The sequence below is a fragment of the Salinirubellus litoreus genome (assembly GCF_037335815.1).
Taxonomy (GTDB): domain Archaea; phylum Halobacteriota; class Halobacteria; order Halobacteriales; family Haloarculaceae; genus Salinirubellus; species Salinirubellus litoreus.
Genome location: NZ_CP147841.1, coordinates 1,604,020 through 1,626,319, shown reverse-complemented (window position 1 = coordinate 1,626,319; position 22,300 = coordinate 1,604,020). Strand labels below are relative to the sequence as shown.

Genomic DNA, 22,300 nt, shown 5'->3' with positions numbered 1-22,300 from the left:
AGGGCATGGGAACGGATCACCGAGACTTAACGACAGGAAAATCGCCACCAGACCGTGCAGCCCTGCGGATACTCGTATGGTTTCTCAGTCCGCAACCGTTCGTCGAGAGCTGTGAACTGGTTCCCGATACCTACGAGCCCCAATCCGTCCACGTTGTGTTCGATACCACCCGGTATACTTCGGCCGTTGAGGCAGCGTCACTGAACGTTCGGTGGTACATTGACAGCGCGTTCAGATTCGAATATACCGAATCGACTCCCGACGGGACAGAGCGATCCCGCCAGTGGGACCGACGCCCGAGGCTCCGGACTGGAATTACGCCTGCTCTACAAAAACCCGGAAGACCCGACGAACCTGCTGATGTCGCTGTTCTTCGCTACTATTCTCTACCGCGGATTCCAATCAATGCTGTGATCGGTGTTCTGGCAGATATCGAACAGGATGATCAGATAGGGGATGGACTGATTGGTTGATTTCCTGTTCTCGCGTTCCGCCCTGATCTGTTTTCGAGAAATCGATTACACTGCGGTTGATTGTGGGCTGGAGTTCGTCCCGGAGCGCCGGAGATTCCTGTCTCCAATCCGGGTACTCTCCATGTCCACGGGACACCCCTGACCACCCCCGGACAGTAGAACCACCATACTGGAGGATGATATGTCTCCTGTGGTCAGGGGTATTGTCGGAATAAACGATTGCGAGATGGTTACCGTTTGTCCACGCGAACAGATTTATTCTCCCGTGCCCCCGCGCATGGCCTCACCAATCCGAGTTTCGGTTGGCTCGGTCAGGTAGGGTTCGATCGCGGAGTAATCCGACCACCCGCCGATGGCCATCATCGTGCGGACGTCGACCTGCCGCTCGACGAGGTGGTGAGTCGCCCACGACCGCCGGAGGTCGTGTGAGGAGACGTGTCCCCACCGCCACTCGCCAGTCTCTTCCTGGAGCTGCTCGCGAGCCTCCCGGATCCATCGCCGGACCGTCGATGTCGAGACCGAGACCCAGGGATCGGATGCCGTCAATGTCCGTTCGCGGCTGTACTTGTGGATGTCGTCGGCGACGGCCTCGGGCATCCAGGCGTCGCGGACCTTCGGCTCCCCGCCCGCTGTGTTCTTCCCCCGGACCTCGAAGAGCCACACCTCTCCGTCCTCGGACCACCGGAGATGGTGGTCAGCTGGGTAGGACACCTCGTCGGCTCGGAGCCCACATCGCCCCATAAGCTGCACGGCGACCTCACGCTTCCAATCCGCGTCCCCCGCGATCCTTTCGAGCCGGTCGAGTTCCTCGGGGGAGAGCCAGCACTTCGCGACGTCGCCGGAGTCGTCGATTCGGACCATGCACGGATAGTACAAATAAGGCGGTTATAATCCCCCGACAGAAATGACTCCATCCCCCCGATCAGCCCGGTTCTCCCAGGATTCGTAACCGGGTTGTGAAACAAGGCGGTTATCGGCGTCGGGATACTGCTGCTCGGCTTGTTTGAACCGATGGGGGAAAAGTTGGTTGCGCTACCAAAAGACACGACGGACATGACCGACGAAGACGCGGGCACGTCGGAGCCGGCGACATGCACATTTACGCCAGACGAACTCAATGCCCCCCAAGGCTTGTTTGATACAGATCCCACACATGTGAGGTGCTCAAGACCAGTCTGGGAGGGGACAGACTCCGACCGGTGTGTCTGGCACGCCGAGCACGATAATAAGCCGGCAATGGAATTACTCGCCACAATTGGGGACGGGGAACTGATCGGAGCCCGAGCCCAGAAGACGGATTTTACTGAGCATTCGTTCCCCTGGGGCTTAGACCTCCAAGACGCCGACTTCACAAATGCGAGCCTCAAGGGCGCCGACTTCACCGATATGGACCTCCGGCGCGCCGACCTCACCAATGCGGACCTCAGGGACGTAACACTCACCAAAGTCCACCTCTGGGGCGCTACCCTCGCCGATGCGGATCTCCGGCGTGCCGACCTTACCGATGCGACCCTCCGGAACGCCGACCTTGTCAGAGCGAACCTCGGCGACGCCGACCTTACCGATTCGGAACTCCGAGATGTCATCCTCACGGGTGCGAATCTCCGAGGTGCCATCCTTAACAACGTGGACCTCAGTGACGCCGACCTTACTGGTGCGATCCTCCGAGACGCCGACCTCATCAACACGAGCCTCAGGGAAGTTGACCTCACTGATACGGATCTCCGAGAGGCCGACCTTACTGGCGCGATCCTCCGAGACGCCGACCTCACCGATGCGGATCTCCGAGGTGCTATCCTTACCGATGCGGATCTCCGAGGTGCTATCCTTACCGATGCGGATCTCCGAGGTGCTATCCTCACCGATGCGGATCTCCGAGAAGCCGACCTCACCGATGCGGATCTCCGAGGAGCTATCCTCATCAATGCGAACCTGAACGAGGCCAAGCTCCCAGGTGTGACGCTCAGTCGTGGGACTCAGTGTGATGATCTACCAGGACTTCGTGAGACCGCGACAGCAGCTGACGACTCGGCCACCGGATGGGACAATGTAGCCCGCTCCTATCATGCCCTTAAGATGGCCTTTGCCGCGAATGGGTTGGTCGGCCGCGCTCGCGACTATCATGTCCTCGAACAGGACGCCCGCGAGCGAGAAGCTGAAGCGACCGAAGGGCGGTTGAGTCAGGCCTACCTCAGTTCCAAAGCTTCCCGGTACCTGACCGGCTATGGCGTCCGCCCCATCCGAGTCGGTCTGCTTATGGTGTTGTTGTTCGGTATCGCGACGGTGGTCTATCTGCTTGATCCAGGTATTGAGAATAGTCTTTCGTATAGCGTCGTGACATTCACCACGTCGCCTCCTGGCGGGAAGCTCCCGGTACATCCGATAGCACAAGGCATCGCTCTTGTCGAGACGTTCGTCGGGACGCTCCTGATTGTATTGTTGGGTTACGTCCTCGGGAATCGCGAGCGGTTTTGAACTACCCCCCACGACGTCAGCGTTGATCCGAGGGCACGGGAACCCCCGTAGGACACTCTCCACGTTTATCCCACTATCCGCGTCGACGCCGACGGCAAGACCACCAGTGAGGAGCGCTCCGCCGACTTTAGTGGACCGGCCACAAGCGCAAGCGCTCTTGTGGCGTAGATTGTTGCTGAGTCAGAGTGCAGTTTCGAGGATCGTTTTGAGCGCTTCATTCCCTGGTTTTCGGTAGACGTGACGGCGGAGCTGGAACGCTCGGAAATACGGTGTGAGCTGGGCCCGTTTCGACCCACATAGAACTAACGGACTACACGGGCGCATCTCTCTGTGGGTGCCGGGTATGCAGATAACGAGGGATATCAGCGGCTCTGACCCATCGTAGCGGTGGACGTCAAAGACCGATCCGTAGAAGCGGTCGTGATTGCCATTGAGAAAATGGATTTCCGTCCATTGACCTATAATCCGATAGTCGATTGTCCCTCGAGTCCACCCCAGTTCCGAGATTCTTCCTCCTCTGGGGACACCACCATCCAGCAGATGAGCTGGATATCCTCTTTGCGAATGCGAGGTTTCGGATCCGGATTTTCGAATGGTTCCAGCCCCAGTTCGTCGACCTTCTCGACGAATTGGTTCGACTTCTCAATCGGTTCCAGCCCCCCGTCTTCGTAGATCTCCCTGAATTCGCGCTGCTCACGGCGGCTGAGAGGTGCGCCTACAGCCTCCCGTGTGCGCTCTGCACCCTCCTGATCAGTGTTGGTCGGTGGGTGGTCGGCGAGGTGCTCTCGGACTTCACGCAGTATCCTCGGCACGTCAGGCTGGACGTTTCGCGGGTCCACCTGGTACTGCCACTGGGCGAAGATGTCGTCCCGAGCCTCGTCCCAAGCCTCGTACACGCCATCCCGTGCCTCTGGAGGGAGGTGACGGTCAGTGTCCGGGTCACACTCGATTCGTTTCAGACAGCCGAGAGTATCGTGGATGGGCCCTTCCTCTTCGTCGTCCGAATCGCTCTCACCCTCGGCGGTGTTCCTCTCTGCGGAGAGGAACCGGAGGTAGAGTTCGTCGCCGATACGGGCACAGAAGAAGTACCCGGGGTACGGGCCCCGCATCCCAGAACCGGCTGCCCACGGAAGTGATGTGATACGCTCCTCGTGATTGGTGAGTCCCTCACGGAGTTCCTGGCGGTACTCCTCGCCGGAGTAGGCAGCGGCCTCGCGTCCGCCCTGCTCGTATGCTCCCTCCTGTTCGTTTCGTATCGCCTCGATATCGCCTCTCTTGTCAGCGTAATTTCGGTCGACGGTCTCCATGTCGGGGAAGATACCGCCCTCCTCTCCGATGGTCCGAGCAGCTTGTGTGAGCTTCTGGCGGACTCTGTGCTCGAGGCCGAGCAGGTCATCCAGCCGATCCTCCGGAAAAATACAGTGGGGGAAGATCTCGTCGTGGGGCGAGTTCACCCGGTCAATCCGGCCGTTCCGCTGGACCACCCGCATCGGATTCCACGGCAGGTCGTAGTTGATGACGTTCCGGGCGTCCTGCAGATTGACCCCCTGACCAAGCACGTCGGTCGCAATGAGGATATCGTAGTCGTCGGTCGTTCCCTCGGGGGCATCGGTGGAGTTCGGTGCGAAGCCGTGGACTGCATCCGTCCGTGAGACGCCGTCGATCGACTCGTCACCGGTTACCGCTGCGATACGCCCCTCGTAGCACGAGAGGTCCTCGTCGTTCTGAACGGTCTCCTTCAGATAGTCGAGGATCCACCGGACGGTGTCTTTGTAGTACGAGAACAGCAGTACCTTGCGGTTGCGTCCGAAGACGCCCTCGAAAGCCTCGTGGTCCGTCGTGTTTGCCCGGGCATCCTCACGGGCGTCCTCGACGATATGATGAAGCGCATCCCGTAGGGCGTGGAGCTTCTCGTCGTCGGACCGGCCGACCTTCTTTGCCCGGTCACGCCACCGTCGGAGGATCTCGAGATCGTTTTCCAGGTCAGCACGGAACGCTTCGATATCCCCCTCCTCATCGGTCAGGGGCCGGGCGTTCACACGGGCTTCGTCAACTCCCTCGAACGCTTCCTCGAACGCTTCGTCGCTGTCCATCTCGACCCACTCGTCTATGGCCTCGGCTTCCGGCACGTAGCCCTCCTGCAGCAGTCTGAGAGCGGTCTCGTTCTGTCTGACCATCCGGTCCAACGTGTTCGCAAACGCTTGCGACGATGACTCGAACCGCTTCAGCAGCCCCGTCCGAAGCAGACCGACGAGCGACAGCTCAGAGCCGTCCTCCTCGCCTTCGAGGTAGTATGACGGCCTGTAACGGGCAAGCTTCAGATCCGACTCTTCGATATCGTCGCCGGCGGCGAGCCCATGGGCGATATCTTGGAAGAAATCGTCCCCGAACGTGTCGTCGAAGTCGTAGTCGATACGTCGGGGGCGCTGTTCGGGGAAATCGACGTAGATGTACCCACCCTCGCCGTCGGGGAGCCGTGCCTGGTCGTAGTGCTCCTTGATGAACCGCCGAGTCCGTCGGACGGTCGTCTGGTCGAGCACGTCGAACAGGGACTCGGGGTTCAGCTCTGAGGGATCCTCGGACTGGGCGCTCTTGATTCGGTCTCTGAGCGAGCGAATACCTTCGTCGGCGAAGGCTGCGTCGTTGCGGACGAAGTATCGCAGGAGGTAGTAGAGGTCCCATAGCGAGTTATTGACTGGCGTTGCCGTCAGCATCACCACATCCTTCGGGGGTGTCCCACGGAGCAGCTGCCGGAGCGCCTGGGCCTGCTGGGTGCCTGGGTTCCGGAAGGCGTGGGCCTCGTCCAGTACTACCATCTGGTAGTCGTCGACGTCCTGCGGAAGGTACGCCGTGTCCCCGCCGAGCTGGCGTTCGTTCCGGAGCTGACTGTACGAGATCACCTCGAAGTGGAAGTTCCACTCCGAGCGTACGCTCTCCCACATGCCGTCTCGGAGGTAGGCCGGAGCCACCACCAGGGCCCGTTGGCGGTTCTCCTGGACGGTCTCCTCGAGCAGCTTCCCGCCGATGTAGGTCTTCCCGAGCCCGACCTCGTCGGCCACAATGACGCCACCCCGCTCGTCGAGGAACCGTCGTGCCCGGCGTCGACCGTCCTCCTGGAAGTTCGCGAGCTGGATGCCGCCCTCTTCTTCACGCTCTTCCTCGATCTCGTCGCCGTAGCGCTCGTACAGCACCCGCATGTAGATGAAGTACGGATCGAACGGCTCGAACCGTTCCTCGTACAGCGAGGCGAGGTCGTAGGGCTCGCTCTCCGTCCAGAGGTCCTCGAACCATCCGTTGACCTCCTCTGTCACCTGTGGCTGGTAGGTTCCGAGGTTCAGCTCCAGGTTCGAGTTCAGCCCCGCACCGGTGAAGTTCGACGAGCCGGCGATGACTCCCTGGTGACCCTCTGAGAACAGATACGCCTTCCCGTGGACGAACCCCTGTTCGTGGCGTCGGACTTCGACGCTGTCCGATCGAAGCCAGCCCACCAGGTCACGCAACCCCTCCTCGACGTTCTCGGAGAAGCCGAGCAGGTCCCGGTCCCGGGCGAGGTCCTCGTCCAACGACTGCAGTACCTCATCGACACGTTCCTGGTCATACTGGTCGTCATCGAGTGGGTCGCCAGGTTGGCGCCACTTTTCGCGCCCCTCGTCGCCGGGCTGGGCGCCGATGAGCAGCCGGACGTTGCCGACCTCTTCCAGTCCCTGGCGGACGGAGAAATACCCTCGCGGATTGAAGTAGCCCGTCACTACGTCCAGATCTGGCGACTCGACGAGTTCCGCGCCAAGTCCATCAAGATACTCGTTGATGGCGGCGGTGAGCGTATTACCGTCGCGATTGTCGACGAACTGTGGTCGGTCAGTCATCGTCCTCTGCAAGGGAAGCAGCTCCCGCGGTACCACCCGCAACCATCTCTTGGATTCGGTCTCGGAGATCGTTCGACGCGGCTTTCGTCGTGAAGTCACTGAGAACCGTGTCCAGTTCCTCCGGTTCTAATTCATAACCTTTCGCGACCAGCGCCTCGATGCGAGCGATAATTTCCATTTCTTCAAGCTCTCCTGTACTTTTACCAGTTGGGACCGGAATGCCCCCTGGAAGAGTTTCGATTCCGTTCCGTCTGGTCAGTTCCCCTGCCAAGTGGGCGACCTGCTGAATCTGGTTCTCCTCCCACTTGGGAATCGGGATATTGTTGATAACGGGTGCGGTAACGTGCCGGTCGACGATACGCCGGGCCCACCACCCACCGGTGAAGCTGTTGAAATATCCGAGAAGAGCCAGCAGATCCTCGATGGATGTCTCCGGATCATGGTCGACGGCGTGAACGTAACCCGCGCAGTAAACGAACTCAGATTCGGGGAGGACAGTCGCAATCATCGTTCGGGTATCATCGTTCCGGGAGACGTGACGGAACGTAACCGTCGGGTGACTGGAACTGAGCCGGACCTCCTCATCTTCCGTTTCTAAGTCTTCCCCCTCCCGGAGGAGATCCTCTGGATCGACGAACCGGCGGAATTCCTTCTCCTCGTTGATACTGTACTGGTCCACGCTTCGAGTCATGAACACCCGCCAGTGATGCGGCTCCCGCTCGCTGTTGGAGATGTGGCTGTGCCGTCCGGAGCCCCGGAAGTCCCACCGTGAGTCGTGGATTCCGGAGAACCATCCGTCCTCGTCCGACAATCGCGGCTGATTCCTCATCTTCGGGAAAACATCCCGCGCCCCATCACTGTTGAACCACGGCACAACCAGCCGGCTTTCAGTTGTTAAACTGGCGAGATCGTCATACGTGAGGTATATTGAGTTCGAGAGCGAGATTTCATCCATCGCCTGTTCCTCTTCAATAGCCGGCCAAACGTGTGCTCCCACCTCCTCCTCCTCGGTTGAGGTAGAAGTGATGAGGACAATCATATATCGTGCCTCGACGTTTTCAAAAATCCACCCGCCTGCGTTCCGAGCCTGCAGAACAGTAGCTTCGGAATCGGCTATAAGCCGGCGACGAAGCTGCTTCCAGCCGCCGAGAACGAGACACTGGCGCGGCAGTACGTAACCAAGGTCACCGTCGTCATTCAGTAGGTCGGTCGCCCGCTCAACGAACAGTTTGGCATAGTCGTAGTGACCCCGTCCCTGATCATCGAAGGAGTTACCGACGTACTCCTGGTACTGTTCGCGCTGCTCCTGTTCTTCCTTCTCCTCTTCTGCCTGCCAAGGGAACTTCTCACGGAGTTCCTCTATGCGGTCGTCCCTCCGGGTCTTGGAGAGCGCATTAAGCCCCGGATGACGAGTTACCCAGAACTGCTGGGGCTCAAACAGTACCTTATCCCAGGGTGGATTCCCCACGATGGTGTCGAACCCGGCGCGATTACCCTCGAATACTTCTGGGAACGCGGTCGGGAAGTGGAATACGTCGAACGGGTCCAGCACTTCCTTAACGTCATCGTAGGTCGAGAGGCCCCTCGGATCGTCAATACTCGTGTCAGTGGCGAGATTTGTGTTGATGTCGTCGTTGATGCGAGCCGCTGTGAGGATGTCTAACCGTGCGCGAACGGGGGCAAGCGAGTCGTCGATACGGTCCCGAGTAGCGCGGGCCTCCTGCACCTTCTCCGCGCTCGTATCCGAGACGTTCTTCGCCCTTTGAATCTCATCATCAAGTTCGTCGACGATGCCAGAGCCGCTGTCAAAATTGCCCAGCGTCACCTGATCCTCTTCCATCCCGAGCTCATCGCTGACTTCACCCAGTGTGCCGACACCGACGAGTGCATCGCCGGACTGGAGGTTGTAGTCGAGGAAAGTCAGCGGCAGCCCCGGGACAAAGGTGTGAACCCACAGTGAGAGCCGTGCGAGTTCCGTCGCCAGTTCGTTTAGGTCGACGCCATAGATGCAGCGCCTGGCAATCTGCCGCCGGAGAAGCTGGCTCCGCTCGATGTCGGGGGTGTATTCCTCGCTCTCGAACGCGGCCTCGGCAGCGTTCTTCAGGTTGTCCAACTCCTCCTCAACACCGGTGAGTGTGGTCTCTTGAAGGTAGTTCCGGAACGCCTTCTCGATGCGGTCGACGGCACCAACGAGGAAGTGGCCCGACCCCATCGCGATGTCTGCCGTCCGGAAGTCGAAAAAGGCGTCCGCAGCGGCCGCATCCCCTTCCTCCTCGCGGATACGGTCAACGCGATCGAGGTGGTTGTCCAGCGCAGGCTCCAGCGAGTAGTCCAGCAAATGCTCGACGAACCGCGTTTTGGTGTAGTATGTGCCGGTGGCCTTGCGCTCGCCAGACTGGCCGTGGAGATATACCTCTCCCTCCCCGATGATGACCTCGTCGCCCTCGTCTGCGGGCACATACTGCTCGTCGCCGTCATCGATCTCGATGGCGAGGCCCTGCTCCGCGACGGATAGTTCGGACTCGAGCAGGCCCTCGTAGATAACGCCGAACTCGCGAACGCCGACGTTGCGGAAGTCGACCGGACCCTCCCAGCCGTCTGGCGTCTCGTCGATGAGCAGTGCTTCGAGCGCCGGGCCAAACTCCGCATCTGTGAGTTGAACTTGGGAGAGCTGATAGCCAGCCTCAGTCCATTCGGAGTCATTCGAGAGGAGGCGCCCGTCGTACGCGGGTAGACCCATATTCGAACTCCCCTCGTGAATCGCCTCCGTGAGTGTCGTGACCTCGTCCCAGAGGATGGTAAGGTTATCGTCGTACTTCATCCCCTCGTGGATGTCGCGGGCCTTCTGCTTGATCGAGTACTTGTCGTACTGGTTGTTGCGATAGCGTGGGAGGAACCGCTCGTCTTCGGCGTAGGCGACGAACAGCAGCCGATAGAGCAGCACCAGCGTCATCCGGTAGGTCTCGTCGAGTTCGTCCTTGTCGGGGTCGTCGAGATCACGGGCCTCGGCCAGCGCCTCGGCGAGTTGGGGGACCACATCGACGTAGATCCGGTCTCGGAGACGCTCACCGAGTCCGGTGGCGTACTCCTTCGAGTCCTCCATGATCTGGTGGAGGCTGCCGTCCTCGCGCAGGGCGTCACCGGAGAAGAGCAGCCAGAGGTAGGCCGCCTGCTCGTCGTCGAGGAGGCGAGTGTTCACCTCGACGTAGGTGTCGGTCTGCCCACGGGAGCCGAAGCCGGCCTCAGGGTTCGTCGTGTAGAGCCGGAGCTGATCGCCCGAACTCCCGATCACGTAGTCGAGGTTGCGCTGCTCGGCCTGGCGGAGGGCGTAGGCGACCGGCGAATCTCCGACGAAACGGTCCTGCTTGTGCTCGAACGATTCCTCCTCCTGGAGGAAGACCGCAACTGCCGACTCCCGACCATCCTCAGTGTGCTTCAGGACGTAGCTGTGGTCGGTGTCGCGCTCGATGGTGTAGTTGAGCCCCTTGAGCAGGTCGCGGGGGTCGTCTGCCATGGCGCCGCGCGCCCGTTCGGCTGACTCGGTCCAGTCATCTCGATCGGGAACACCCACCTTCAGCTCGTGAGTCGAGAGAAGACCCTGGTTGTGTACTCCCGTGAGATCCTCCGAGAGCTGTGGGATGATGTCCTTCAGGAAGTCACGGGCTGCACTCCCGCTTGGCTTGTCGAGGGCAGCAGCGCAGACTCGCTTCGCCTGGCCGGCGTCGACGTCGCGGAACACCATCGGCTCCTCGCCGCTGGGGCCACAGAGACCGACCTTGTTCCCGCTGTACTGCGCGACAATGAGCACTGGTGCGACCCGGCCGTCTCGGCGGTCGGTATACGTATTTTGAAGAAACTCCTTGGTCGGTCTCCCCTCTGATTCAGTGACGACTACCTCCAGTATACTCCCGCTCCCCTCACCCAGATGGACCGTGCATTCTGCTCCAGTCCGCTCCGATTCCCAGGGAATTCCATCGTCTCCCAGGAAAAAGCCATTAGACATGTTGGCGGAGTTGCAGGGGGTACGCAAATAGGTACGGGTGAAAACCGTTTCCGTCGGGTATTCCTCGCTCGGAGTCCTGTGCTACCAATTATTCGATGACCGAGGAGCTCGGGGATTGACTCGCTTGCATGTAGGGTGAAACGATCAGCCCATCACCAGCCAGCTGCCAGTATTATCGGGTAAACGCCCACAATCTCTATTATTCTCCAGTAGTAATACTAAGTAATACCATGGCAACATGCCAAGGAAACCACCCGATCACGACCAAGGTCGACGAACAGACACGAGTCCTCATCGACGAATCAGCAGACGAGATTGGCGTGAGCAGATCCGAGCTGCTCCGCCGACTGCTCAACCTCTACCACCAGTCGGAAAACGGCGAGCTGGAATGTCCGGCGTGTTCAAAAACGGCCCGTATACAGCTCGATGACGAAACGTCGGGGTTCCACATCTCGAGTGACCCCTCCGCCAGAGAGCGGGCTGATGGAGGCACGGACGTCGTATCTGCCCACGACACGGCTGACGGCGCGAATACCGATGATTCCGCCAGTGCGGGAGAGCTTGAGTCACGGGTGACCGAGCTGGAGTCGCTTCTCGAGCGGCAGCAGGACGAGCTCGAATACCTGCGAGAGGAATTGCACACAGAGCGGGAAGTCATCGATGACCACGAAGTGTCGAAGGTATCGTACGAGGATCTCTCTGCGCTCGAGGAGCAGCTGGAACAGGTTTCTACCCACGCTCGGCAGGTGGCTCCTCGTATCGAGGCGCTCACTTCGGTATCCGACCTCTCGAGGTCGGGCAGCTGTCCGAGGTGCGGTGGTGAACTCACCGTGGACCAGTCGTTTACCGATCTCGGCGACTCCTCGGCCATCAATTGCCCGGAGTGTGGTCTGATCGTCGGGTATCGAGGCTAACCGCGTTCGTATTCCTTGCTATTCAGTACCGATACGTGGAGGACGCACAGTAACATTTCTGGCCTCGAGCTGTTCGTTTCGGAGTAACGACCGAAAGCACAAGTTTTCTCTACCGATAGGGAGCGTAATGAGGCGGTTCGAGGAGGGGGATCAAGTTCGTGTGGACATCCCCGATCAAGCGGATCCCGACCACGACCGACTCCATGGTCAGTACGGGATCGTAGTAGAGGTTGTTGAGGACGACGCAGGCCACCACACTGGCGATCCACGAGACGCTCACCTGTTCAGGATCAAGCTCCACGACGGGACAGTCCACCATGTTCGGTGGCGTGACCTGCGACCCGCACCAGGGAGGTGAGAACGATCAGGGTGGATACCGAAGCGCGTCGAAGAGCCCAGACTAATCGTGAGCGTCTTACAGGATGGGTGTCCACGGTCACATGAGGAGTTTCACCCGATAATGCAATCGTGAGCGCCACGGGAAGCGGATCAGGTCGGCGAAATCGTCCATTCGATCCACGACTACACAGTGACGTCTTCTGTACTGCGGTCGGAGTACTCGTGCCGGACTACGAATACCGACGAGAATGGCTTCATATCAACGGCAATACCCTGGCGTTGGAAGATGTGTTGAAACAGATAGATAAAACAAATCTGGCCGAAATACCCCTTCTTTATATCTACCTCCTCACCAGATTTGAGCTGACATATAATAGGGGGGTGTCCCTGAAGCGCAACGAAGCTCTATCCACGTCTTCGTTCAGCAACTCGCTCCTCGGCCGTCTCTTCGGCGATTATCTCATATAGGATAGCTCGCTCGCCTTCTGCCTTCGGTCGCAGGACGCGGCCGAGGCGTTGTTTGAACTCCCTTTCGCTCCCGCTTCCTCCGAGGATAACCGCGACATTCGCATCAGGTACATCCACCCCCTCGTCAAGGACGTGCGAGCTGACGATCCGGCTGTACTCGCCACGTCGGAACTTCTCCAAGATACGCCGGCGTGCTTGTACTTTCGGGACCTCGTGGGTGATCGCGGGGATCAGGAACCGCTCCGAGAGCCGGTAGACGAGATCGGTGTAGGCGGTGAAGACGATGACGCGGTCCCCGCGGTGGCGGTCGAGTATCCCCGCGAGCTCCTCGACCTTCCCCTCGGCGTTCATCATCACCTCGCGGGCGCGCTGTTTCGCCAGGAGCGCCTCGCGCGCCGCGGGGTCGTTGCCCGACCGCTTGACGATCTCGCGGTAGTCGCTCCCCGATCGCATCTGGATGCCCGACTGCGCGAGGTAGTCGGTGAACGTTCCCTGGAACTCCTCGTAGCGCTCGCGCTCCTCGGGGGTGAGCGCCACCTCGATCCGCTTGATGTCGAAGGCGGCGAGGTGATCGCCGGCGAGGTCCTCCGCGGAGAGCCGGTAAACGACCGGCCCCACCAGCTCCTCGACGACCTCGTGTGCGCCGTCGGGCCGCTCGAACGTCGCCGTCAGGCCGAGCCGGGCGGGCGCGGCGAGCAGCCGTCCGATGTCCCGGAACCCCTCGCCGCCGAGGTGGTGGACCTCGTCGAAGATCACGAGTTCGAACCGGTCGCCGAGTTCGTCCGCCCGGAGGTACGCCGAGTCGTACGTCGAGACGGTGATGGGTTCGACGCGCTGTTCGCCGCCGCCGAGCCGCCCGAGATCGACGTCGAACTCGGTACCGAGTTCGCGCTCCCACTGGTCGAGCAGGTCGATGGTCGGGACCACGATGAGGGTAGGGATCGAGAGCGCCTCGATCGCCTTCAGCGCGATAACGGTCTTCCCGCTCCCGGTCGGGAGTTCGAGGACGCCCCGCTGCCCGGCGTCACGCCAGGCGTCGAGGGCCTCGTGCTGGTACTCGCGGAGTTCGTAGGCCGAGCGGAGGGCGGGGAGGTCGGAAAGCGCGAGGACACGGTCCTCGACCTCGACGTCGTGTTCGGCGAGCGCCGCCCGGAGCGTTGCGTACCGGAACCCCGGCGTGCGACCCGTCTCGGTCCGGGGGTCGTACTCGACGTCCGGCAGCGTCTCGAGGAGGTCCCGGGGGGCGTCCACCCGGACGGTCCCCCCCTCGAACGTCAGCCGGACGGACGCGTCGGTCACGTGCCGAGGTGGGGCGTACTGGGGCTTGAATCCCTCGTCGAGGAGGCCACGGGTCCCCGGTGGCTCGTGGTCGATCACGAACGGTTTCTCAACCCTTATACACGTCGCGGCCCCTCGATTCGAGTATGAGCGAGAACGAGGGTGCCGAGGAGGAAACGCCGGACGGCACCGCCCCCGAGGGTAGCCCGGAGACCGACGGGTCCACCCCCGAAGCGGGGAACGGGACCAGCCCCGAGGACGAGGCGAGCACCGGAAGCGAGGAGGAGCCGGAGCTCCGCGAGCGTGTCGCCGAGGAGGACCCCGAGATCCTCGCCCGGGAGATACGCGCGCTCCGGGAGCGGGCCGACGAGGCCGAAGAGCGAGCGGCCGAAGCCGAGGAACAGGTCGAGGAGCTGGAGTCGAAGCTCAAGCACAAGCAGGCCGACTTCCAGAACTTCAAGAAGCGGATGGAGCGAAAGCAGGAGCGCGAGCGAAAGCGCGCGACGGAGTCCCTGGTCGAGCGCCTGCTCGACGTCCGGGATAACCTCGTGCGCGCGCTCGACCAGGACGAGGACGTCGACGTCCGGCCGGGAATCGAGAAGACGCTCGACCAGTTCGACCGGGTGCTCGACGCCGAGGACGTCCAGGCGATCGACCCCGAGCCGGGCGAGGCGGTCGACCCCGAGCGCCACGAGGTGCTGATGCGCGTCGACTCCGAACACCCCGAGGGGAGCGTCGACGGCGTCCACCGAGCCGGCTACGAGATGGCCGAGCGGGTGCTCCGCCCGGCGCAGGTCACGGTCGCCGAGGAGAGCGAGGAGTAGGCGGTCCCCGACCGACGGGCGTTCGACCGGTCGTCCCCCGCTCGGGCCGGCCCTCGCGACGAGGTGAACGCTGAGAGCGGTTCGGTAAAAATTCACGTGGTCATAGAGAGCGACCGTCGGCAAAACCGCCCGACACGGTCGTGGTGGCTCGCGGGCGACGTTCGTACCGTCTAGTAATCTTTAACGGGCACAAGCGGCTACACGTAGCCAACAATGGCGAGCAACAAGATCCTCGGTATCGACCTCGGTACCACCAACTCCGCGTTCGCGGTGATGGAGGGTGGCGATCCCGAGATCATCTCGAACGCCGAGGGCGACCGCACGACGCCCTCGGTGGTCGCGTTCACCGACGACGGCGAGCGCCTCGTCGGCAAGCCCGCGAAGAACCAGGCCGTCCAGAACCCCGAGCGGACCATCCAGTCCATCAAGCGACACATGGGCGAGGACGGCTACAGCGTCGACATCGAGGGGGAGGAGTACACCCCCGAGCAGATCTCGGCGATGATCCTCCAGAAGATCAAGCGCGACGCCGAGGAGTACCTCGGCGACGAGGTCGAGAAGGCCGTCATCACCGTCCCGGCGTACTTCTCGGACAGCCAGCGCCAGGCGACGAAGGACGCCGGCGAGATCGCCGGCTTCGACGTCGAGCGTATCATCAACGAGCCCACCGCCGCGTCGATGGCCTACGGCCTCGACGACGATTCGGACCAGACAGTCCTCGTCTACGACCTCGGAGGCGGGACCTTCGACGTCTCGATCCTCGATCTCGGCGGCGGCGTCTACGAGGTCGTCGCCACCAACGGCGACAACGACCTCGGCGGCGACGACTGGGACCAGGAGATCATCGACTGGCTGGCCGACGACTTCGAGGACGAGCACGGCATCGACCTCCGGGAGGACCGCCAGGCGCTCCAGCGGCTCAAGGACGCCGCAGAGGAGGCGAAGATCGAACTCTCCAACCGGAAGGAGGCGACGATCACGCTCCCGTTCATCGCCGCGGACGACGACGGCCCGAAGGACCTCGAGGCGAAGCTCTCGCGGGCGAAGTTCGAGGCGCTCACGGGCGACCTCCTCGAACGGACCGTCGGCCCAACGGAGCAGGCGCTGGAGGACGCGGGCTACGACAAGTCCGACATCGACGAGGTGCTCCTCGTCGGTGGTTCCACGCGGATGCCGCAGGTCCGCGAGAAGGTCGAGGAGCTCGCCGGACAGGACCCCCGCAAGTCGGTCAACCCCGACGAGGCCGTCGCGCTCGGCGCGGCCATCCAGGGCGGCGTGCTCTCGGGCGACGTCGACGACATCGTCCTGCTCGACGTCACGCCGCTCTCGCTCGGGATCGAGGTCAAGGGCGGGCTGTTCGAGCGGCTCATCGAGAAGAACACCACGATTCCCACGGAAGAGTCGAAGGTGTTCACCACCGCCGCCGACAACCAGACCCAGGTCCAGGTCCGCGTGTTCCAGGGTGAGCGCGAGATCGCCAACGAGAACGAGCTCCTGGGCGAGTTCCAGCTCGCCGGTATCCCGCCGGCGCCCGCCGGCACCCCGCAGATCGAGGTGACGTTCAACATCGACGAGAACGGCATCGTCAACGTCGAGGCCGAGGACAAGGGCTCGGGCAACAGGGAGGACATCACCATCGAGGGCGGTGCCGGTCTCTCCGACGACCAGATCGAGCAGATGCAGCAGGAGGCCGAGGAGCACGCCGAGGAGGACCAGCAGCGCCGCGAGCGCATCGAGGCCCGCAACGAGGCCGAGTCGTCCGTCCAGCGCGCCGAGACGCTCCTGGAGGAGAACGAGGAGAACGTCGACGACGACCTGCGCGAGGAGATCGAGGACCGCATCGAGGACGTCCGCGAGGTCCTCGAGGACGAGGACGCCACCAAGGAGGACTACGAGGAGGTCACCGAGGCGCTCTCGACGGAGCTCCAGGAGATCGGCAAGCAGATGTACGAACAGCAGGCCCAGCAGCAGGCCGCCGGCGGTGCCGGCATGGGCGGTGCCGGTCCCGGCGGTGCGGGCCCTGGCGGTGCCGGCCCGGGTGCGGGTGCCGCGGACGGCGACGGCGAGGACTTCGTCGACGCCGACTTCGAGGACGTGGACGACGAGGACGACGAGGAGTAGGGAGACGCGACCGAAGGGAGCGTCTCCGAAATCCGAACGGCGAGCGAAGCGAGCCGTGAGGAGTAGCGAGGTGCTCGCTTCGCTCGCGCCTCGGAAAAGCGAGCGGGGAACGGCGTGAACCGCGGGCAGTAGCGCGGTCGCAGCGAGGGGAGAACCTCGAACATCGGAGCGGAAAGCGGAGCGATCCGCGAGGAGTGGTCGCCTTCCCCGACCCCGGACGACGTCGGGTGACATACCGTGGATGACCGTCCTCGATCGCCGTGGAGGTGGGAGTTCGGCCGCTCGCGGTTCCGATGGGCCGGATCGTCGGAGTTACGGTACCGTGATTGGATCCCGTGGGCCGTGTCGAACACGGAGCACGTATCGTGCACCCTGGTTCCGGTCCGTACTGCCCGGAACCGATACCGGCCGATGTATCGCACGGTCGTCGAACGCGGCAATACTCTCGTATCTGCCGCCGGGGCGGGTGTTCACGCCTCGTCGTTGTCCGCGCGTGTGCCGAGTAGCGGGACCCGCTTGAACGGGGAACTCCCGCCGAACAATCGCCACCTGATATACTCCGGCGCGAACAGCGCAACGAGGCCCAGCGCGAGGAGCAGAACACCCCACTGGGAGCCGTCGTTGAGGAGTCCGACGCCGGGAACCAGCAGCGGCATCGCCATCACGACACCCACCAGCCACCAGAGTTGGTTGAGTATCCCCATCAGCTCGGTACCGGGTGCCGGTGTCGCTGGCGATCGAGCACACTGAAGACGGATCCGTTCATCGCCCGCGGTTGGGGACTGCAGCGGATAAGCGGTGACATCCTCCTCGCCGTAAACGACGAGGCTTCCCACGGCCCCGCACCGCTGGATACGACGCGGTTCGTCGAGCGCCAGCGAGGTTACCGCGACCCGCGATCCGTCCGATCGCCCTACTCCACCTCGTGGAGCCGTTCACCCCGATGCAGACGGGTAGCGATCGAGAACGTCTGCTCGGCCTCCCGTCGGGTGGGGGAGTGCGCGGCCATGTACCGGGCGGGAGCCACGAGCGCCATTCGCCGGGCCTCGTCCTCCTCGACCGCCTCGAACCGGCGGAAGGCCGCTTCGAGGTTCTGGAGCGTGTGGAAGTCGGCGTCCTCGCGGAGCAATCCCCTCCCGAGGGTCCGCTTCAGGTCCCCCGGGTCGCCGCCGACGTCGAAGTGCTCGTGGACGAGCGTGGCCGCGCGGTTGACCTTCCCCTGCTCGTCGAAACAGGAGAGCAGGTCCTCGCGCACCTCGGCGGGGTCCCGAGTGGAGTCGGACTCGCCCGGGGAGGGCATCGGCGCTCGCGGGCTGTTGAGAAACCGGTCGAGGTAGACCGACATCGCGCCGTCGAAGCAGCCGCGGTAGAGTTCGACGGCGTCCGTCCGGCGGGTCGCTCGATGAACCGCGTTCGCGTACGTGAACGTGTGGTGGACCGTGTCCCAGTCTCCAAACTCGTTGTTCGTCGCGAAGTAGGCGACCCGCCGGGTCGCAGCGCGCGCGACGGCGTCGGCGAGCTGTTCCCGAGTCGCCCCCTCGCGGATGGCACCCGTGAGCGCGTCGAGTATCGCCTCGGGGTCGTCGTCCATGAGCGTCCCGACGAACCCGTCCGGACGTTTCCAGCTCCGCCCCTCGCCGGCGGCGACGAGATCGGGGAGCCGGTCGTGGGCGTCGAACACGAGTTCCGCGATGTCGATCGGGTTACGCCAGGAGGAGAGTTCCTCCGAGCGGGTCGCACCCGTGAGCTGTGGAACCGTCGAGGCGAGCACCGAGTCGGCGTGCTCGTCGTACCCGATGTGGTCGAGGGTCTCGAACGCCGTGTTGAGGAAGTCGAGCGTGTGCGAGGCGTTCATGTAGAGGTGGTCGGTCGCGGCGGCGAACAGGATCTCCGCGACGTCCGCCTCGGGGAGATTGGCGATCGCGGTCAGGAGGACGCGCTCCGCGCCGTTGGCGTCGCGAACCTCGCAGTTCTCGCGGAACCATCGTTTCAACCGCTCCTTCGGGACCTCGCGGTTGTCGAAGCCGTACTGCTGGAACCGTGGTGGCTCGCCGGCGGACTCGTCGGCAACCTCGCGGACGCCCATGAACATCGCGCGGCGCTTGTCCCGGCCGCCGACGTCGTCGTAGAGGTTCGCCATACAGCCGAGGGTCGTGAGCCCGCGGCCCCAGCCCATGTCACGGTAGTTCGTGCCGAAGTTCACCGCGGTCTCGACGGGCGTGTGGAACCCCTCGCCCTCCTCGTCCAGCCCGATGACGCTCTTGGCCATCACCAGCGAGAGGTTCTCCTGGAGCCCGTCCGCCAGCCGGTTCCGCCAGTGGGTCGCCGGCGGGATGTCCGGTTCGGGATCGGGGTCCAGATAGATCTCTCCATCACGAACGTCGGTGGGGAACGTCTGGACGTCGTCGGCCCAGATGTCGAACGTGTCGCCCTCCTCGAGTTCGAAGCGGGCGTGGTGCCAGTGACAGGTAAGGACGCCGTCCTCGAGGCTTCCACGAGTCAGCGGGAACCCCATGTGCGGACAACGGTTGTCGACCGCGTACACCTCGCCGTCGTGGTAGAAGAGGGCGATCGCCTGTCCGCCCTGGCTGACGACGTCCTGTCCCCGCTCGCGCAGGTCGTCGAAATCGGCCACGGGAACGTAGTCGGCGGCTCGTGCCATACACTCACACAGCGTTCGAGGGGACAAGAGCGTTCGCTGAAACGCGCTTTGGTAGGTCGAGTGACACGCGCCACGTTCGACCCGTTCTTTTCAAGTGGGTCAACGGACTATCACCGCGCAACGAATGAGCGAGGACTTCTACGAGGTGCTCGGCGTCTCGCGCGACGCGGACAAGGACGAGATCAAGCGGGCTTACCGGAAGAAGGCGTCGGAGTACCACCCGGACGTGAGCGACGACCCCGACGCCGAGGAGAAGTTCAAGCGGGTGAAGAAGGCCAAGGAGGTCCTCACGGACGAGGAGAAGCGCCAGGCGTACGACCGGATGGGCCACGAGCGCTTCGAGCAGGCCGAGAAGCGCGGCGGGTTCGACGGTGGTGCCGGGGGCGCGGGCGGCGGGGACCCGTTCGGCGGAATGGGTGGTGGGTTCGGCGACATGAACGACATCTTCGAGCAGTTCTTCGGCGGTGGCGGTGGGGGCCGCGACCGGAACGGACCGCGCCAGGGCGCCGACCTCCGGACGACGCTCGACGTCAGCCTGGAGGAGGCCTACGAGGGCGCGGCCAAGCAGATGACCATCACCCGTCCGGAGCGGTGTCCGGACTGCGACGGGGAGGGCCACCCGCCGGAGGCGGAGGCCGAGACGTGCCCGCAGTGCGACGGGCAGGGCCAGCAGACGACGGTCCGGCAGAGCCCCCTGGGCAGGGTCCAGCAGACCCAGACCTGCACGCGGTGTGGCGGCGACGGAACGCTCTACTCCGAGACCTGTTCGACCTGCCGGGGCGACGGGCAGATCCGCGCCGAGTCGACCCTCCAGGTCGACGTGCCCGCTGGTATCAGGGACGGCCAGACCCTCCGGATGGACGGCGAGGGCGCGCCCGGCGAGAACCGCGGCCCCAACGGCGACCTCCTCGTGGAGATCAGCGTACGCGAGCACGCGGAGTTCGACCGCGAGGGCGACGACCTCTACTACCGGCTCGGGGTGTCGTTCCCGCAGGCGGTCTTCGGCGACACCATCGAGGTGCCGACGATGGACGGTGCCGTCGAGACGGAGGTCGACCCCGGAACCCAGTCCGGCGAGGTGCTCCGGCTGAAGGGCAAGGGGATGCCCCGGCTCCAGCGCCGCGGCCACGGCGACCTCTACGTCCAGGTGCAGGTCGTCACGCCCAGTGAGTTGAACGAGGAACAGCGCGAGGCGCTGGAGGCGTTCGCGGAGGCCGGCGGCGAGGACGTCGAGGTCGAACAGGGGTTCTTCGAGCGCATCCGGAACAGCCTGTAGCGCCCCGCGCTCGCGCCGTAGCACGAACGAATCGGTCCCGAGAACACCCCCACCTCGCACCCGCTCCCGGCGAGTCCGGAGGCTCAAGTACCAGCCGCGACTCCGCCCGGTCATGACCGACACCGATGCGGCGGTCGAGCGGTTCCTCCGGGCGTACGACGACGCGATGGACGAGTACGAGGCGGGGTATGCCGACGCAGACGCGACCCTCGGCGTCGTCGACGGGCACGTCGATCGACTCCGCGAGGCGGTCGCGACGGTCGACGAGGAGGAGTGATCGCCGGTCCGCCTCTGGGGGCGGGAGCCATCGTCGACGACGGGCCCCGAGCTGATCGGGGCCAGGACTACCGACACACCGTTATGTGGCTCGACACCGGAGTGGACGCATGACCGACATCGTGGTCGTCGACGGTGCACGCACCCCTCACGGCGCACTCCTCGGCGGGTTGGCCGATCTCGGGGCGGTCGACCTCGGGCGGGCGGCGCTGGACGGCCTCCTCGACCGGATCGACCTCGATCCCGGTGCCGTCGACTACGTCACCGTGGGCAACGCCATCCAGGCGGCGGTCGGACAGGTTCCCGGGCGGCAGGCGGTCTACGCCTCGCGACTCCCGAAGGGGGTTCCCGTGACGACCGTCAACGAGGCGTCCGGATCGGGCGTCAGGGCGCTCATGACCGCCCGCGACCACCTCGCCGCCGGACGCGGGGAGTTCGCGATCGCGGGTGGGATGGAGTCGATGACGAACGCGCCCTACGCGATACCCGACTACCGGAAGGGCCGGCGCTACGGCGACGCCACGCTCCGGGATACGATGATCTACGACGCGCTCTGGGACGTCTCCTACGACGCCCACATGGGGGAGCTGACCGAGGCGCTCGTCGAGCGCGAGGGGATCACCCGCGAACCGCAGGACGAGTACGCCCTCGAGTCGAACCGCCGGGCCGCGAGGGCGACCGAGGCGGGGCTGTTCGACGCGGAGATCGTCCCCGTCGAGACGCCCGACGGGATCGTCGACGCCGACGAGGGACCCCGGAAGGACACTTCGATGGAGGCGCTCGGCTCGCTCCCGACGCCGTTCGCCGAGGACGGGACCATCACGCCGGGCAACGCCTCGAAACTGAGCGACGGTGCGGGCTTTCTCCTCCTCGCTACCGCCGACGCCGCCGAGGCCCACGGTCTCGATCCGAAGGCCCGCTTCACCGACTACGCCGTCGAGTACCGCGACCCCAAGTGGTTCAACGACGCCGTCGCCGCGAGCGTCGAGGCGCTCCTCGAACGGAACGACCTCGCCGTCGATGCGGTCGACCGGTTCGAGGTGAACGAGGCGTTCGCCGCGCAGATGATCCACGTGATGGACCGGGTGGGGGTCCCGCACGACCGGCTGAACACCCGCGGGGGGGCGGTGGCGTACGGCCACCCAATCGGCGCGTCCGGGGGGATGATCGCCGCCTCGTTGCTGTACGAACTCGAACGCGAGAACCTCACCCGGGGGTTCGTCGGGATGAGCGTCGGCGGCGGGGGCGGCGTGATGGCGATGTTCGAACGGGACTCGGAGTAGGTCGAGTGTGACATCCTCCTCGCCGTAACCGGCGAGGCTTCC

General features: G+C 63.6%; 15 protein-coding genes and 1 pseudogene. 8 read left to right on the top strand and 8 right to left on the bottom strand.

Annotated elements, in window-relative coordinates; all coding sequences use genetic code 11:
* Positions 1-5: 5 nt before the first annotated feature.
* Positions 6-473: a hypothetical protein gene (locus WDJ58_RS07900; RefSeq protein WP_338917125.1), complete on the top strand. Its 468-nt coding sequence runs from the start codon at positions 6-8 to the stop codon at positions 471-473.
* 255 nt (positions 474-728) lie between these two features.
* Here the strand turns inward: WDJ58_RS07900 and WDJ58_RS07895 are convergent, their stop codons facing one another.
* Complete coding sequence (locus WDJ58_RS07895; RefSeq protein WP_338917123.1) at positions 729-1,334, bottom strand: site-specific integrase; 606 nt, start codon at positions 1,332-1,334, stop codon at positions 729-731.
* Positions 1,335-1,526: 192 nt separating this feature from the next.
* On the opposite strand from WDJ58_RS07895, the gene WDJ58_RS07890 reads away from it, so the two are divergent.
* Positions 1,527-2,948 carry a pentapeptide repeat-containing protein gene (locus WDJ58_RS07890; protein ID WP_338917122.1) on the top strand — a complete coding sequence of 474 codons (1,422 nt, stop codon included), beginning with the start codon at positions 1,527-1,529 and terminating at the stop codon, positions 2,946-2,948.
* Positions 2,949-3,128: 180 nt separating this feature from the next.
* Here the strand turns inward: WDJ58_RS07890 and WDJ58_RS07885 are convergent.
* The 3 genes and pseudogenes from WDJ58_RS07885 to WDJ58_RS07875 all read right to left on the bottom strand — a co-directional run.
* Positions 3,129-3,227: pseudogene (locus tag WDJ58_RS07885) on the bottom strand (IS1595 family transposase); the annotation flags it as partial.
* Positions 3,228-3,406: 179 nt separating this feature from the next.
* On the bottom strand, positions 3,407-6,814 hold the full coding sequence (locus WDJ58_RS07880) for a helicase-related protein (protein ID WP_338917121.1): 3,408 nt from the start codon (positions 6,812-6,814) through the stop codon (positions 3,407-3,409).
* Positions 6,807-10,817, bottom strand: a complete 4,011-nt coding sequence (locus WDJ58_RS07875; RefSeq protein ID WP_338917119.1) for an Eco57I restriction-modification methylase domain-containing protein — start codon at positions 10,815-10,817, stop codon at positions 6,807-6,809. The genes WDJ58_RS07880 and WDJ58_RS07875 overlap by 8 nt, the downstream gene beginning before the upstream one ends.
* Before the next feature lie 230 nt (positions 10,818-11,047).
* Here WDJ58_RS07875 and WDJ58_RS07870 point away from each other — a divergent pair, with 230 nt between their 5' ends.
* On the top strand, positions 11,048-11,731 hold the full coding sequence (locus WDJ58_RS07870; RefSeq protein WP_338917118.1) for a hypothetical protein: 684 nt from the start codon (positions 11,048-11,050) through the stop codon (positions 11,729-11,731).
* Between the two features lie 109 nt (positions 11,732-11,840).
* Here the strand turns inward: WDJ58_RS07870 and WDJ58_RS07865 are convergent, their stop codons facing one another.
* The gene (locus WDJ58_RS07865; protein WP_338917117.1) at positions 11,841-12,050 is read right to left on the bottom strand and encodes a hypothetical protein; all 210 of its coding nucleotides are present in this window, start codon (positions 12,048-12,050) and stop codon (positions 11,841-11,843) included.
* Positions 12,051-12,475: 425 nt separating this feature from the next.
* Positions 12,476-13,837, bottom strand: coding sequence for a DEAD/DEAH box helicase (locus WDJ58_RS07860; RefSeq protein WP_338917116.1), 1,362 nt, complete (start codon positions 13,835-13,837; stop codon positions 12,476-12,478).
* A 125-nt stretch (positions 13,838-13,962) separates the two neighbouring features.
* On the opposite strand from WDJ58_RS07860, the gene WDJ58_RS07855 reads away from it, so the two are divergent.
* Both WDJ58_RS07855 and dnaK read left to right on the top strand, forming a co-directional pair.
* Positions 13,963-14,640, top strand: coding sequence for a nucleotide exchange factor GrpE (locus tag WDJ58_RS07855; protein WP_338917114.1), 678 nt, complete (start codon positions 13,963-13,965; stop codon positions 14,638-14,640).
* Positions 14,641-14,853: 213 nt separating this feature from the next.
* Complete coding sequence (gene dnaK / locus WDJ58_RS07850; protein ID WP_338917113.1) at positions 14,854-16,761, top strand: molecular chaperone DnaK; 1,908 nt, start codon at positions 14,854-14,856, stop codon at positions 16,759-16,761.
* Positions 16,762-17,231: 470 nt separating this feature from the next.
* Here the strand turns inward: dnaK and WDJ58_RS07845 are convergent, their stop codons facing one another.
* On the bottom strand, positions 17,232-17,465 hold the full coding sequence (locus WDJ58_RS07845) for a hypothetical protein (RefSeq protein WP_338917112.1): 234 nt from the start codon (positions 17,463-17,465) through the stop codon (positions 17,232-17,234).
* A gap of 209 nt (positions 17,466-17,674) precedes the next feature.
* Complete coding sequence (locus WDJ58_RS07840; protein ID WP_338917110.1) at positions 17,675-19,423, bottom strand: Rieske (2Fe-2S) protein; 1,749 nt, start codon at positions 19,421-19,423, stop codon at positions 17,675-17,677.
* A 124-nt stretch (positions 19,424-19,547) separates the two neighbouring features.
* On the opposite strand from WDJ58_RS07840, the gene dnaJ reads away from it, so the two are divergent.
* From dnaJ to WDJ58_RS07825, 3 genes are all read left to right on the top strand, one after another.
* On the top strand, positions 19,548-20,699 hold the full coding sequence (gene dnaJ / locus WDJ58_RS07835; protein ID WP_338917109.1) for a molecular chaperone DnaJ: 1,152 nt from the start codon (positions 19,548-19,550) through the stop codon (positions 20,697-20,699).
* Between the two features lie 112 nt (positions 20,700-20,811).
* On the top strand, positions 20,812-20,976 hold the full coding sequence (locus WDJ58_RS07830) for a hypothetical protein (protein WP_338917107.1): 165 nt from the start codon (positions 20,812-20,814) through the stop codon (positions 20,974-20,976).
* A 109-nt stretch (positions 20,977-21,085) separates the two neighbouring features.
* Positions 21,086-22,258 (top strand): thiolase family protein, encoded by a 1,173-nt coding sequence (locus tag WDJ58_RS07825; protein WP_338917106.1) that lies wholly within the window; start codon positions 21,086-21,088, stop codon positions 22,256-22,258.
* Positions 22,259-22,300 lie beyond the last annotated feature (42 nt).